This is a genomic window from Collinsella sp. HCP3S3_D1, from assembly GCF_052064015.1.
Lineage (GTDB): Bacteria > Actinomycetota > Coriobacteriia > Coriobacteriales > Coriobacteriaceae > Collinsella.
This window is the reverse complement of record NZ_JBQHWK010000010.1, coordinates 76,366-90,705: the sequence shown is the minus strand read 5'-3', so window position 1 is coordinate 90,705 and position 14,340 is coordinate 76,366. Positions and strand designations below refer to the sequence as shown.

The window sequence follows — 14,340 nt, the reverse complement described above, 5'->3', positions numbered from 1 at the left end:
TGCGCGGGCCCTCCCGACGGGAAACGAAAAAGCCCGGTTTAAAACCGGGCTCGAACAAACACGCCTATTGACAATGGCTTTCTCATATTAAATGGGCCTGCGCAACCGCACGCAGATCGCCATCGCCTACCTGCGAGGGTAGTTGCCCGAAGACCGACCGCCCCGGCATAACAAAATGTCTGCTACCGGTTTAATGCCATTTCAAAACGATGCCAGTTTACTACGATGAATCGCCCACCTTCAACCACAGCAAATTGCGAGCTTGCAAAACCGCAGGTAGAACGCTTGCAATATTTGGAAAAATGCAGTCATGGTCGGGGATGTCGAATTTATCGTAGTAAACCGACATAGTTTTGTTCGGGCGCCCCTGCACGAATGCCTCCGCAAGCCTCGCAGGACCAAAGTGATCCGTTTTCTTCCGCCCGCGGAGATCGGCTGACGGCGCCCGCCACGAAATCGGCCCATCTACTACGTTTAGTCCTGCACCCCCGACCATAACCGCGTTTCATGAAAAACCACAGGAGTTTTACCTGCGGTTTTTATTTCGCATTATTTGCCATGGTTGAGGGCGACGGCTTAAACGTAGTAGATAGGCCCATTTCGTGGCAGACGGGTCACGTGGCAGCCCTCGCAAGGCCAAAATGATCCGTTTTCCTCCATCCCCGGGGGATCAGGGTCTGGTACCAATATGGCGCCATTTCAAAACTATGCCAGATTACGGGGCAAAAGCCGGAGCCCTCATCCATACCTTCATTTTTTCAAAAACAGCAAGCGGTCTACCTGCGGTTTTGGTTTTGCAATTTACCGTATGGTCGGAGGTTCGCTATTCAGCCCCGTAATTCGGCATGGTTTTGTTCGTGGCGGCCCAACCGCGCGTTCACGCGCGGGGCCGGCGGGGCATTTTTGCCCCACCGGCCCCTATTCCAGCTCTATTCCAGTGCTATTCCGGCTTGGTTTCTACCGTGGGAGTCTTGTCCGCCGCGACTGGAGTGCGCGCGGTGTCCATAGTCAGGCAGTGCTTGGGGCAGCTCTCGATGCACTCGCCACACACCACGCAGGCGTACGGGTCGATCGACCAGGTACCACCCTTGCGATCGACCGCAAGCGCGCCCGCCGGGCAGCGACGTGCGCACATACCGCAGCAGATGCACACGTCCATATCGTTGACGATATGCCCGCGCAGGCGCTCGGGCACCGTCAGCTCCTCCTGCGGATAGCGCACCGTGACCGGTTGCTTGACCATAGAGCCCAAGGCCGTCTTGGCAAATGTCATCAAACTCATGCCGCGCCTACCTTTCCGTGCAACTAATGCAGGGGTCGATGGTCAGGATAATCATGGGCACGTTGGCAATGAGCACGCCCTGCAGTGCATGCGTCAGGCCCGCCAGGTTTTGCGACGTCGGCGTGCGCACGCGGAAACGGTCCAAATTCTTGGTGCCGTTACCGCGCACATAGTAGTACGCCTCGCCGCGCGGTTGCTCAATCACAACCTCGCCGCGTGCGCCATCGGCCGGCGTAAGCTTGGTGCGCCCGCCGATGCCGTCGTGCGGAATCTTGCCCACAAGCTCCTTAATGATGTCCATGGCCTGCGTGACCTCGGCACAGCGCACCTGGCAGCGGGCATAGCAGTCGCCATCGGTGGCAACGATGGGCTCAAACGCAGCCAGGTCCGCATAGGCACCGTCGCCAAACATGCGCACGTCGTAGTCCACGCCCGAGGCGCGCCCAAACGGACCGACCATCGACATGTCCAGCGCGTCTTTCTTGCTGATCACGCCCACGCCATGCAGGCGCTCGCCGCAGCTGTTGTCGTCCAAAAACGTATGCACCAGGGCCTCGTAGTCGGGGCGCATGGCATCGAGCGTCTGGACAATGCCCGCCAGCTCGGAGTCCTCAATGTCATGCTTAAGGCCGCCGATCTCGTTAATCGACAGAATCACGCGACCGCCACACGTGCTCTCAAAGATCTTGAGAATCTGCTCGCGCAGGGTCCACGAACGATAGAACAGCGCCTCGAAGCCAAAGGCATCGGCGAGCAGGCCCAGCCACAGCAGGTGCGAGTGAATGCGCGAAAGCTCGTGCAAAATGGTACGGATATACTGCACGCGGCCGGGCACCTCGATATCGAGCATGCGCTCGCAGGCGCTGGCATAGCCGCAGCTGTGACCCACGGCGCAAATGCCGCAGATGCGCTCGGCGATGTAGCCAAACTGGTGCATGTCACGCTTTTCGGTGAGCTTCTCGAGTCCGCGGTGCACAAAGCCGATCTGCGGAATTGCCTCGATAACGCGGTCGTCCTCGAGCACCAGGTCCAGGTGAAGCGGCTCGGGCAGCACCGGGTGCTGCGGGCCAAACGGAATAACGGAGCGATGTGCCATGGACCTTACGCCTCCTTTTTTTGCTTATCGCGGGCGGCTTTGGCGGCAAGCGCCGCGCGAACCTTGGCCGCTTTCTCGGGATCCATGGCGGCGAGCTTTGCCTCCATCTCGGCAGCCTTGAGCGCGGCCTTGGCGGCAGCCTCGTCATGCTGAGCATCGGAGCCGGCAGCCGCAGCGGGCTGAGCGACGGCAGCGCCCGCAGCATCGCCGACGCTCGCAGCGCCCTCCCCTGCAGCAGCCGCGGCGGCCTTCTCGGCCGCAGCCTTGCGCGCCTTGGCCTCGGCGGCCGCGCGGACCTTCATGGCCTTCTCGCGCGCGGCCTTCACCTCGGGCGTGATAACGCTCATGGGCTCGGCAGTCGAAACCTGGTAGAAAAAGCCCTTAAAGTCGATCTGCATGTCGGTAATGGCAAGCCCAAACAGGTCGTGTGCCTCATTTTCAAACGGGAACACCGCAGGGTAGTACGAGCTGATGGATGGAATCTCCTGGTACTGGTCGATGCCCTCAACCACCAGGTTCTCAATCGCATAGCTGCCGTCCTGCGCGATCTGCTCCTGGGCAGCACGAACGTTGATGAACGTATAGACCAAGCGGTACGAGCCGTCGTCTACGTTGCGCTCGGCGTGCATTTGTACAAAGCGGGCACCGGAACCCTTGAGCGCCTGGACATGCGACAGCAGCGCATCGAGCTCGACGGTGGTATAGATTGCCTTTTGCATTACTCGGCCCCCCTTGCAGCGGCGGACGCGGCGGGCGTCCCAGCAGGTGCGTCGCCAGCGGCGGGCGCGTCGCCGGCCTCAGCCGCGGCCACAAATCCGTCCTCGCCCAGCTCAACGCCGCCATCCCAGGTAGCAGCACCGCCCACGGTAAGCGGGTCGCCGCCGGCGCGCATCACAGCCTCCTTCTGGTCCAGGATGCCGCACGCCTCCACGATGGCGTCGATCACCGTCTCGGGGCGAATGGCGCATCCGGGCGCGTACACGTCCACGGGAATTGCGCGGTCCACGCCACCGATCACGTTGTACGCATCGCGGAACACGCCGCCCGAGCACGCGCAGATGCCGCACGCCACCACGCACTTGGGCTCGAGCATCTGGTTGTAGATCTGGCGCACGACGGGCAAGTTCTGGGCGTTGACCGACCCCGTCACCAAAAAGATGTCCGCATGTTTGGGGTTGCCGGTGTTGACCACGCCAAAGCGCTCCGCATCGAACAGCGGCGTGAGCGAGGCCAGCACCTCGATATCGCATCCGTTGCAGCTCGAACCGTCGTAATGAATAACCCACGGCGAACGCGACATTTTATGATCCATGGATGCCGCCTCCTAAATAAACACGTCGACGAGGATGGGCATAAGGTTGAGCAGGCCAAACACCAGCGCCACACCCCAGCCGAGCTTAAAGCAGCTGCGCCAGGTGCTACGGGCGAAGGTGTTATCGATCAGTACCTCGGCAAAATACGTCATGACCATAACGACCAGGGCGACGACCCAGCTCACCGGGTTGTCCCAAACAAAGAACATGCCCACCCACATCAAAAACAGCACGGTCTCGCACCAGTGCATAAGGGTCATCTTGGCCAGCGTGCCGCCGCTCATCTCGGTGGCGACGCCCTGGACGATCTCCTGATGCGCGTGATGCGAGTACGAAAGGTCAAACGGCGACTTGCGCAGTTTGATGGTAAGCACCGCGAGCAGTGCGAGGAAGATGGGCGCGCTGTACACGATGATGGGGGCCGACTGCCCCGTCACGGCGATGGAATCGAAGCTGTCGGTGGCAAGGTACAGGCCCACACTCATCAGCAAAACGGCGGGCTCGTAACTCATGACCTGCAGCAGCTCGCGGTCGGCTCCGACCTGGGCAAACGGGCTTTGCGTCGAGGCGGACGCCAGCACCACAAAGATCGCAGCGAGGGTAACCATAAAGGCGCATAACAGTGTGTTGGAACCCGACACAAAGATGCCGCCGCCCACCACGGTAAAGATGAGCGCGCACGCCATGTAGGTATCGTCCACGGTGTTTACGCTGGCAGGGGCTTTGCGCAGGAGCTTGGCTACATCGTAGAACGGTTGCAGCAGACGCGGTCCCACGCGGCCCTGCATGCGGGCGGACAGCTTGCGGTCGATGCCGTCGATCAGGCCACCAACCAAAGGCGCCAGCAGGGCAAACGCCACGGTGCCTATAAAGATGCCCACGACGCCCGAGCCTTCGAAATACTTGCCGCGCAGCACCGAGGGCTCGCCCATGGCGAGCGTATCGGGACCAATCCATACGCAGCATAGCAGCGCGAACAGGATGATGCTGCAGCACACGATGCTGCCCGCGGGGCCAATGCGATTCTCGCCAAGGGCGTCCTCCAGGTACCAATTGCGCTTTTCGGCCTTCACCTCGTGTCCCATCGAGCCGCGGAAATGACGGTAATTGTCGGTTCCCACACCCGAAAGATATACGTTTACGTGCGGTTTGTCGCTCACGCGGAATGAAGTCAGCAGCACCACGGCGATAAAAGCCACGATAACCACCATTAGATACATGGCATCCTTGCCAATAACATACGGCACGCGGCCAAACACCATGGCCAAGTAAGGCGACACCAGACCGCTCGAGATAATCGGGAACGCTACACAGCACAGAATCAGCAGCGCGGCGATAGTGTTGAGCGCTATCCATTCGGTCTTATGGACATTGCCCTCCACGTTTTCGGCCGTAGAATCCACGCCCGAGAGCTTGGCGAGCCACTTGCCCCAGAAGAAGAACGTCGCGGCCGAGCCAAAGGCCAGCACCATGATCATGAGCACATTGCCGGTCTGCGCAAACGCCACCAGGGCGCCCCACTTAGACACGAGCATGCCAAACGGCGCCACGAACATGCCCATGATGCCCAGCATCATCAGGCGCGTCAGGTGCGGCATGCGACTGAACATGCCGTCCATGTCCTCGATATTGCGGCTGCCGATATGATGCTCGGCCGTGCCCACGCACAGGAACAGCAGCGACTTTGCCACCGTATGGAACAAGATCAAGAAGATGGCGGCCCACACGGCCTCGGGCGCGCCGACACCCAGGCAGGCACTGATGAGGCCCAGGTTGGAAATGGTGGAGTACGCGAGCACACGCTTGGCATTGCTCTGCGAGACGGCCATGAGGGCGGCGAGCAAAAACGTGATGGCGCCCACGCTCGTGACCATAAAGCCGGTCACGGGATAGGTGGCGTACAGCGGGCTCAGCTTGACCATCAAAAACACGCCGGCCTTGACCATGGTGGACGAGTGCAGCAGGGCGCTCGTGGGCGTGGGGGCGACCATGGCGCCGAGCAGCCAGGTGTGGAACGGCATCTGTGCGGCCTTGGTAAGCGCGGCGATCGACAGCAAGACGACCGGCAGCACCAGCAGCGCGGATTGCGCGGTTCCGGCGCCGGAAAGCTCGATCATGCCCGAAATGGTCAGCGGCACGCCGTTGACGTGCAGGAACATAAGGCCCGCCAAAAACGCGATGCCGCCCAGCATGTTGAGGATGATCTGGGTAAAGGCGTTTTTGATAGCCTCGGGCGTGCGCGTATAGCCAATCATAAGAAACGAGCACACGGTGGTGATTTCCCAGCCGCAGAACAGCCACTCCAGGTTGTCGCTCGTCACGATGACGAACATGGCCGAAAGGAACAGGAACATAAGCGCCAGGAACTGCGGGCGTCGGTCGGGCGCGGTCTGCCCACGCAGCGCGGCCTCGTGCTCATCGTGCGCCTGGAAGTCCCTCATGTAGCCCAGGGCATACACGCAGATCAGGCTGCCGACAATGCCAACGGCGAGCACCATGATCACGCTCATATAGTCCAGGTAGAGCGGCGTGGCGGTGACGACCTCGGCCGTGGGCAGCGTCATGGCAGCGAAGGCAACCGAACCCACCAGCTGCACCACGCCGAGCACGCCGGTAAACGCGTTCCTATATTTGAACGCGTTGTACAGGATGACGGCGCACAGAATTACGTCGATGACGGAGCTGATGATCGAGAGCACATGCGAGGTGCCGGGGGCAACCTCAAAGCCCTGCGGACCCGTGCCAAAAAATAAGACGGCAACTACAACGGTCACCGCCATAATAATGCCGGAGCCTACAAGCCCTACCGCATCGCGGGCTCGGTCACTGCGCGCGAGCAGCATGCCCATCGCCGGTACCAGCGGAAACAGGGTAAGGAAATACAGTAGCGTCATACCATCACTCCCCCATGCAAAAACGCTGCAATTATTTAACGTTATAGCTCAAATTGGGGGTTCAGGCGGCAGGTTTTCGGTCAACTGGGGGTTTTAGGCGTATGGGGTAAGGGCATGTCCGCTTTGGAGCAGAGAGGCGACGCTCCCCCTATCGTAGCGGCGGGCGCACGGGCCACTGCGCGCGGTTTATTGACCACTTTGAAGGATGTCCCGATAGACTCGCGGCGGTCCAAAAAGTTGGCGCGGCAAGAAAAATGCGCCCCTGCGGACGCACCATCCCGTTCGCTATTCCGCCTTTTTAACGCGCGGTTTACGACCCCGCGGCTTATCAACCAAGGCGGCCTCGCCACCGTCGCGATACTGTCGGCACCAAGCTTTAACCGAAGACTCGCTGGGGATCTTGTGCTTGACCATGACCTCACGCACCGTCAGACCATGTTCCAAGCGGTCCTTAACCACGGCAAGCTTAACGTCAAACGAATATGTGTGGTGATGAGAGCCCGCATTGAGAACGGCGTCGGCGCCGCCCACGGCATACGCACGGGCCCACTGACGGGCTGTGGCCTGGGGGATGCCAAGCTCTGCGGCGAGCGCGCGATGGCCGACCCCTTCTTGGAGGATCTCGACAGCGCGCTGCCTAATCTCGGGCGCATGCGTGCGAGTCCTTGTTGTTTCTGACATACCTGCCACTTCTACTTCTTAGCCTTAAACGTTAAATTGCTTTCTTACGTGCAAGCTAGATAGTAGCATTTTACTGTTTGCTCAAAGCAGTTAATTAAAATAGACGCGGCGCTATCTGGGAATTTGACACCAATTTACGACATTTCTTTATTGATTATTTACGCTGGTAACTAGCTCGCAGCTAATCGTCATTCGCTCGCCAGCAAAATTGGCATCTCTTTATATCCTTTGGAATAGAGGATATGATTATTAACCCCTCCTCCAATAATTTTGAGCAGTCTGCAGGGCAGTAGACGCCTCACTCCCCATGATTAGCGCGCATTGCCGTCCACCGGGGCAAAACAAAAAGGGCGGGACCTGCTGCGCTTGCAGGCCCCGCCCCGATTGACACCCGATGGGACGCGGCCGGGCGAGACAGATCCGTGCTACCGCCCCGCCTGGCCGCGATGTTCAACTACAGCTCGTTGGCCGCGTGATATGCCGTGCGAATGGCGTTCGCAATGTCGGCGGTGCGCTCGCCCGAGCAGTCGCCCACACAGGTCACGGGCACCGTAACGCCATCCAAGTCAAACGCGTTGGCCTTGGAACCGACGGCCATCACCACGTAATCGCAGGCGATCTTCACCGGCTCCTCGGCGCCGTCATCGGCAGTGCGAATGGCCTCCACGCCCTCGTCGGTAATGGCGGTCAGACGGGTCTTCACGTGCTGCTCCACGTTGTGCTCTGAAAAGTCGCTCATAATCAGCGGCAGAATGGTCTCGGACTCGCCTGCGGCAATCTTGTCGAGCATCTCCACGATCGCCACTTCGCAGCCGTGCTGCAGCAGGTACTCGGCAGTCTCGGTGCCCACCAGGCCACCGCCAATGACGGCGACGCGGCCCGTAAGCTCCACCTTGCCGGCCAGCACGTCCCAGCTCGAGACGACCTTCTTAGAATCGGCACCCGGAACAGGGATGACCACGTCGTGCGCGCCCACAGCCACAATCGCGGCGTCGGCGGCGTTGAGGTCCTCTGCCGTAGCGGCATGGTTGAGCTCAACTTTCACGCCCAGGCCGGGCAGAATCTTCTCGTAATACTCGACCGAGCGCATGATCTCGTCCTTGCGCGGAGGCGCGGCCGCCAGCACAATCTGGCCGCCCAGATGATCGCTCGCCTCGTAGACGGTCACGTCGTAGCCGCGCTTGGCCGCCACGCGTGCGGCCTCCAGACCGGCAATACCGCCGCCCACAACGGCGATCTTCTTGTCGCCCTCGCCCGGCTTAATGGCGATGGCAGCCTCGTCGCCGTTCTCGGCATTGAGCACACACGAGATGTACTTGCGGTTTTGAATCGCATCGACGCAGCCCTTGTTGCAGTTGAGGCACTCGCGGATGGGTTCGCCCGTGGCGGCCTTTAGCGCAATGTCGGGGTCGCACATGAGCGAGCGGCCATAGGCGATGATATCGGCCGCGCCGTCTTCCAGGATCTTCTCGCCGGCCTCGACCGAGACAACACGGCCCACAGTTGCCACCGGCACGGAGACCAGGGCCTTGACGCGCTCGGCCACGGGCAGCGTCCAGTTGTAGGGCATGGCGCCCATGGACGGAATGGTGTCGCCCATATTGCCGGTGTGGTTGGCTTGTGCAACCTGGATCATATCGATGCCCGCGCCCTCGAGCAGCTTGGCAAACTCGCAGGCCTCGTCGGGCTGCAGGCCGCCCTTGCCACGCGGCGTGCCATCGGGGTTCTCCATGATCACGGGGAGCTTGTACTCCACCATCAGCTGCGGCGCGGCCTCCTTAATGGCGGCGACGACCTCCAGCGCGTAGCGGACGCGGTTCTCGAACGAGCCGCCGTACTCGTCGGTTCGCTTGTTGAGGATCGCGGAGCACAGCGAACCCACCAGGCGGTCGCCGTGGACCTCGATGGCGTCGATGCCGGCCTGCTGTGCGCGAGCGGCCGAGGCAGCGATGGCCTCCTTGATCTGGGTGAGCTGCTCTACGCTCGCCTCGTTCACAAAGTGCTGCATGTCGTGGTGCAGCTTGGCATATGCCTGCTTGCGGATCTCGTTGGACTCGGCCATCTTGGCGGCAAAGGTCTCCTCGTCGCCGGCGGCCTTGGCCTCCTGCGCGGCTTTGGCTGCAGCCATGGAGCCCATGACCATGCGGCCGACACCGGGCACGTCGTACTCGGGGTGGAACAGCTGCAGCGCGACCTTGGCACCGTGCTTGTGGACGGCGTCGGCCAGTGCCTTAAACGTGGGGATCTGGGCGTCGGTTGCCAGCTTGGGCGTGGGGCTTGCGGTCATGACGGGAGCGACGTCGCCGATGACGATGTAGCCCACGCCGCCACGGGCCAGGCGCTCGTAAAAAGCCAGGCTGCGCTCGCCGATGGAACCGTCGCGCTCCTCATAGCCGGTGGTCAGCGGCGGGAACATAATGCGGTTCTTGAGCTCAAGGGGGCCAACCGTAATGGGCTGGAGCAGCTTGGACGCAGGTGCGGTCATGGACATTCCTCTCTTGTAGACGCGGCGGCGATGGTGCCGCGTAGTTGTTTAGAGGATATGGCATGGGGGTACAGCGGCACAACGAAAATCGGCGGATAGCAGGCAGCGGCAGGCGGATGGGGCGGGGCGGCCCGTCGGTTTGTCTCAATCTGTAACAGCTACCCAGCAAAACCGGGTCTTACTGTTACAGATCGAGATATTCCTCTCGACCCATCCTCAACAATCTCAATCTGTAACATATAGACCGACTTTTGGCCTCCACCTGTTACAGATCAAGACAAACGGAAGCGTTCCGTCGGAAAATCTCGATCTGTAACACCTACAGGCCAAAAACGACCCCAGATGTTACAGATCGAGACGAACAAACTCGGTCCGACCAAACATCTCAATCTGTAACAGCTAGACCCACTTTTGACCCCTACCTGTTACAGATCAAGACAAACGGCAACTGTCCGTCCGAATATCTCAATCTGTAACAACAACTCGGCAAAATCCGTCCCTCGTGTTACAGATCGAGACAAACGGAGCCCCGCTCGCCGGAAATCTCAATCTGTAACATCTACAGACCAAAATCGGACCCACCTGTTACAGATCGAGACAAACCCCAGCAGCAACACCGTCCCCGTTCGAGGAAACGACCGCCACACTCACCTTTTTAAACAACCTAATACTGCGCATCCTGCGATAATGATTTGGTCACGCGTCGACTACGGCGAAGACGCGGCAGAGGGGACACCCATGCAACCGAGTACCACCGATAGGTCCACCGCAAAGCAAGCGCTGCTCGAGGCGCTCTTGAGCGACGCGGGGCTCAAGAGCCTCACGCAAACAGCCTCTACCGTTATGGGCAACCCGGTGCTCGTCGTCGATCCCGTCTACCGCTATGCCGCCCGCGGTGGCTTTGAGCTCGACGATGCCGACGACCCCCCCTTTTTTTGCAGCCATCACCCGCGCCGAGCTCTCCGAAGGCGATATGCTGCAGGACGAAGCCGTGCGCTACATCATCGAACGCGATCTAGACGAGAAGATTGCCCGCTCGACAGGCCCGCTCACACGCTATAACGACATGTTCTGCCTCAACACCATGACCGGTGCGATCAAGGTTCACGGCACGTGTCTGGGCCGGGCGCTGATGATCGAGCGCAATCTCATGCGAATCCTCCTTTATAGGGCTCTCGGACGAGCCCGGGTTTCATGCGAATTGCATGCGTATCGACAGCCATACTTTCGCTCGAAAACAGGCTCAAAACCATGTGCAGGCGCACCGATGTTTGCCCATAGCGACCATGGGCTTTGTGCGGATGAACCATGCGTTTGGGCAACGCTTTCGAGCGCATGGTCCTGGCGCCATACGCACAAAGGGGGGCGGTGTGCCTTATGGCACCCGCCCCTGATAATCGAGTTTTCTTATGTTTAGTCCTATTAAACAGTCCAATATCTTTAGGCAAGATCACCCCGACGGCGCTCATCCCACTTGGAAGGCCAGACTCCACCCGCCTGCTCGATGGGATGAGTCCGCGCATCACCTGGACTCTCTACGCCTCCAATGGATCGGTAGCCTCTTACGAACACTTTCAAAAGTATGACAAGAGAAAGAAAAGTCCGTAGATTATGCATCTTTAGACTCGTGAAAAAGCGCATCGTGCCCGTCAGCGGCGACGCACCGGCCTTCGGGACGCCTGAAGGCTACTGGGCACGGCGGCAATGTTCATAGCGAATGATGCGGACGCTGCAACTGGTATTATATGACGTACTATTGAAGGGAAAGCAGTATGGCTTACAGCAAAAGGATCAGTTAGAAAGTAACTGGACAGCTGTAATGGCTTCAATTTATGCAGAGGCAGACGATGCCGCATATAACGAAGCCATGGGTAAGATTCTGAAACATTATGAAGAGGATGATCCATCTGTATTTGATTTCTTGTCGGGAGTAGCTGAGGGGGCAGGAGTCTCAAAGGAAGATGCAGTAGTTGCAGTTATGGGCTCATCTGTTCTTAACTATGACCTCATGATGCATTTTGATCCAGAGAGCTCAAATGATCCAGAGCGTTCAAAAACATGTATGAATGTATCTGCTTGGGGAAGTATGACTCAGGATGGTCATCATCTTGGAGCTGCTAATCTTGATGCAGTCAGCACAACACCCGCCGCAATGTTCTCGAGCATGGTTTCTTATCCGAAACATGGCAATGCAGTCATTGCATCAGGTGGATTGCAGGGAAATGCGTTCATGAACTCTAAGGGCCTTATTATTACCTATGCCGGAGGGCCTACGGCATCGCCAAGCGATGATGCTAAGACAATCGATAGGGAAGGCACCTTCCTCGATACTTTGTTTGCTTATTGGTACACAGCCACAAAGTGCGATACGGCAGACGAAGCAGTCAAAATGCTTACGAAAACTGAGTGGATTCACACGGGTAACATCAACGTTTCCGACAACAAGGGAAATGCGTATCTCATCGAGCAAAAAGATAATGCATATGTAGTACGCAAAGCCGGTGACTACGGTGAGACGGACTATCTAATTGCAGCGAATCATTTCAAGGATGAGCTCTGGATGAATGATTCATATGAGGCATATCCGGATAGCGTGCCAAGAGCCAATACTCTAGAAAAGGTTATGCAAGACGAGAGCGGCAGCGTTACCCCACTCACGCTCGCGAACGGACTCGGAAGCATTCGTTACTATGACGAGGGCAAATGGAGTGAGGAAAATTGGGACTTCGGTGGTTTCTATCAGTTCCACTCTCCAGAAGGCGATGACATAGAATTCAAGACAATTTTCAGGACAATTTTTGATGCAACTGATCAGGAAATGTATGTCTTGAGAGGTCATGACGAGAAATTCCGTTCAGACGTTCCCTATGGTACAGCTAATTACTACAAGCTTACCCTCGGAAAGAACATGCAGGCCACTAATAAGAGCGCAGAAATCGACGCGCGTATTGCGGTAAGAAATGCAGGAGCTGAATTGTATAAGAAGGGCTCAGTGGATGACGAGTCCATGGAGTATTACAATAAGGCTGCTGAGGCGGTGCACACGGGATGCAATTACACCACTATGGCTGATTGCGCCAATGCGAAAGGCGATAAGGAGCAGGCTGCGATTATGTATGGCCTTGCTACTTCGCAGTTTGCCAATGCTCAGCGATACGCACAGGCATCCTATACTACTGAAAATGTAATTATTCAATAATCTTGCGTAACGCTCAGCTCGTCATTTAAAGAAAGCGGAAGTGATCTCGAACCCTCCCTAAAGATAACGCTCGAGATCACTTCCAAGATGTACCATCATGCCGATCATCTCGGCATGATGGTATTTTTCGTTTATTCGCGCTGCCAGGCTTTCCTGCGTCTGACCCGGAGTTTTGATCGTGGAGGCCGGATTCGAACCAACGACCTCCAAGGAGCAGAGATTGACACGGGGGATCCAAAATGCCCGCGCAGCAACTAGCTCGCCGTGCTATTTATCCAAAGAAAAACAGCTCAGAGAACAATGCCTCTGAGCTGTTAAAAGTCTTGGTCGCGGGGGCAGGATTTGAACCTACGACCTCCGGGTTATGAGCCCGGCGAGCTACCAGACTGCTCCACCCCGCAATGTCTGGGCGCCTCATATGCGCAAGAAAGAATATTACTCGGGAGTTCGGTGGACGGCAAGGAAAATCTCGTAGAGCATAATTCCTTCATATTTAAAACCCCTCAGCCCATATCACCGTAAACGAATCGCAGCCGAGCGCCGTCGACAGCACGTATACAATGGTGCGCGTCCTTTTATGCCGAAACCGGGAGTAGACATGCTGCTCGCTATCGATATGGGAAACACGCAGACGGCCATGGGCCTGTTTGACGGAGACGAGCTGGTGCAGTCGTGGCGCATGCCCACCGACCGCTCCTATACCGCAGATGAGATCCATGTGCGCCTGATGGGTTTTTTTAAGATGTACGGCCTTTCGCTCGACGCGGTCGACGCTATCGCCTTTGCGGGCGTGGTGCCGCAGCTCTCGCGCGAATGGCATGCCGTGGCCGACCGCATTGCCGCAGACGCCATCGTCATTGGGCCGCAGACGGCCGCCGTGACCAAGCTGCGCGCGGCGCGTCCCCAGGCCGTTGGTGCCGACCGCGTTGCCAACGCCGTTGCGGCCGAGACCTTCTACGGCGCACCGGCGATCGTGGTGGACTTTGGCACCGCAACCAATATCGACGTCATCGATGAGGACGGTTATTACATTGGCGGAGCGATCGCGCCGGGCATCCGCATCTCCATGGATGCACTTGCCGCCCGCGCCGCCAAGCTCGCCAGCGTGCCGCTCGAGGCGCCCGAGCACGCCATCGGCCGCGATACCGAGGAGTGCATCAAGGTCGGCGCCGTGGTGGGCACCGCCGCTATGGCCGAAGGCCTGGTCGCGCGCATGAAGCACGAGCTGGGCCGCGAGGATGCCACCGTTATCGCCACGGGAGGCCTCGCCGGCATCGTCGCCGATTCGACCGATGCCTTCGACGTGGTCGATGGACAGCTCACCATTAAGGGTATCTGCGAAATCTACCGCCGCATGCAGGAGCTGGGATAGGGCAGGAGCTTAAGTCGA

General features: G+C 58.5%; 10 protein-coding genes and 1 tRNA gene. 3 read left to right on the top strand and 8 right to left on the bottom strand.

Annotated elements, in window-relative coordinates; genetic code table 11:
- Positions 1–940: 940 nt before the first annotated feature.
- The 7 genes from ACTNDJ_RS05135 to bilR all read right to left on the bottom strand — a co-directional run bounded on the left by ACTNDJ_RS05135 (position 941) and on the right by bilR (position 9,751).
- Positions 941–1,282: a 4Fe-4S dicluster domain-containing protein gene (locus tag ACTNDJ_RS05135; protein ID WP_441063210.1), complete on the bottom strand. Its 342-nt coding sequence runs from the start codon at positions 1,280–1,282 to the stop codon at positions 941–943.
- 7 nt (positions 1,283–1,289) lie between these two features.
- A complete protein-coding gene (locus ACTNDJ_RS05130) occupies positions 1,290–2,378 on the bottom strand; it encodes a hydrogenase large subunit (RefSeq protein WP_441063212.1) in 1,089 nt (362 codons plus the stop codon).
- A gap of 5 nt (positions 2,379–2,383) precedes the next feature.
- The gene (locus tag ACTNDJ_RS05125) at positions 2,384–3,097 is read right to left on the bottom strand and encodes an NADH-quinone oxidoreductase subunit C (RefSeq protein ID WP_441063213.1); all 714 of its coding nucleotides are present in this window, start codon (positions 3,095–3,097) and stop codon (positions 2,384–2,386) included.
- Positions 3,097–3,690, bottom strand: coding sequence for an NADH-quinone oxidoreductase subunit B family protein (locus tag ACTNDJ_RS05120; protein WP_427795592.1), 594 nt, complete (start codon positions 3,688–3,690; stop codon positions 3,097–3,099). The genes ACTNDJ_RS05125 and ACTNDJ_RS05120 overlap by 1 nt, the downstream gene beginning before the upstream one ends.
- A 12-nt stretch (positions 3,691–3,702) precedes the next feature.
- Positions 3,703–6,585 carry a proton-conducting transporter transmembrane domain-containing protein gene (locus tag ACTNDJ_RS05115; RefSeq protein ID WP_441063214.1) on the bottom strand — a complete coding sequence of 961 codons (2,883 nt, stop codon included), beginning with the start codon at positions 6,583–6,585 and terminating at the stop codon, positions 3,703–3,705.
- A gap of 285 nt (positions 6,586–6,870) precedes the next feature.
- Positions 6,871–7,266, bottom strand: a complete 396-nt coding sequence (locus tag ACTNDJ_RS05110) for a helix-turn-helix domain-containing protein (RefSeq protein ID WP_229770663.1) — start codon at positions 7,264–7,266, stop codon at positions 6,871–6,873.
- 454 nt (positions 7,267–7,720) lie between these two features.
- Positions 7,721–9,751 carry a bilirubin reductase, long form gene (gene bilR, locus ACTNDJ_RS05105; protein ID WP_441063215.1) on the bottom strand — a complete coding sequence of 677 codons (2,031 nt, stop codon included), beginning with the start codon at positions 9,749–9,751 and terminating at the stop codon, positions 7,721–7,723.
- Positions 9,752–10,489: 738 nt separating this feature from the next.
- On the opposite strand from bilR, the gene ACTNDJ_RS05100 reads away from it, so the two are divergent.
- Together ACTNDJ_RS05100 and ACTNDJ_RS05095 are read left to right on the top strand one after the other, a co-directional pair.
- Positions 10,490–10,813 (top strand): hypothetical protein, encoded by a 324-nt coding sequence (locus ACTNDJ_RS05100; protein WP_441083423.1) that lies wholly within the window; start codon positions 10,490–10,492, stop codon positions 10,811–10,813.
- Between the two features lie 694 nt (positions 10,814–11,507).
- Positions 11,508–12,950, top strand: coding sequence for a C45 family autoproteolytic acyltransferase/hydolase (locus tag ACTNDJ_RS05095; protein WP_441063218.1), 1,443 nt, complete (start codon positions 11,508–11,510; stop codon positions 12,948–12,950).
- Positions 12,951–13,274: 324 nt separating this feature from the next.
- Here the strand turns inward: ACTNDJ_RS05095 and ACTNDJ_RS05090 are convergent.
- A tRNA-Met gene (locus ACTNDJ_RS05090) sits at positions 13,275–13,351 on the bottom strand.
- 197 nt (positions 13,352–13,548) lie between these two features.
- Here ACTNDJ_RS05090 and ACTNDJ_RS05085 point away from each other — a divergent pair.
- Positions 13,549–14,322 (top strand): type III pantothenate kinase, encoded by a 774-nt coding sequence (locus tag ACTNDJ_RS05085; RefSeq protein WP_441063220.1) that lies wholly within the window; start codon positions 13,549–13,551, stop codon positions 14,320–14,322.
- The last annotated feature ends 18 nt before the right edge of the window (positions 14,323–14,340 follow it).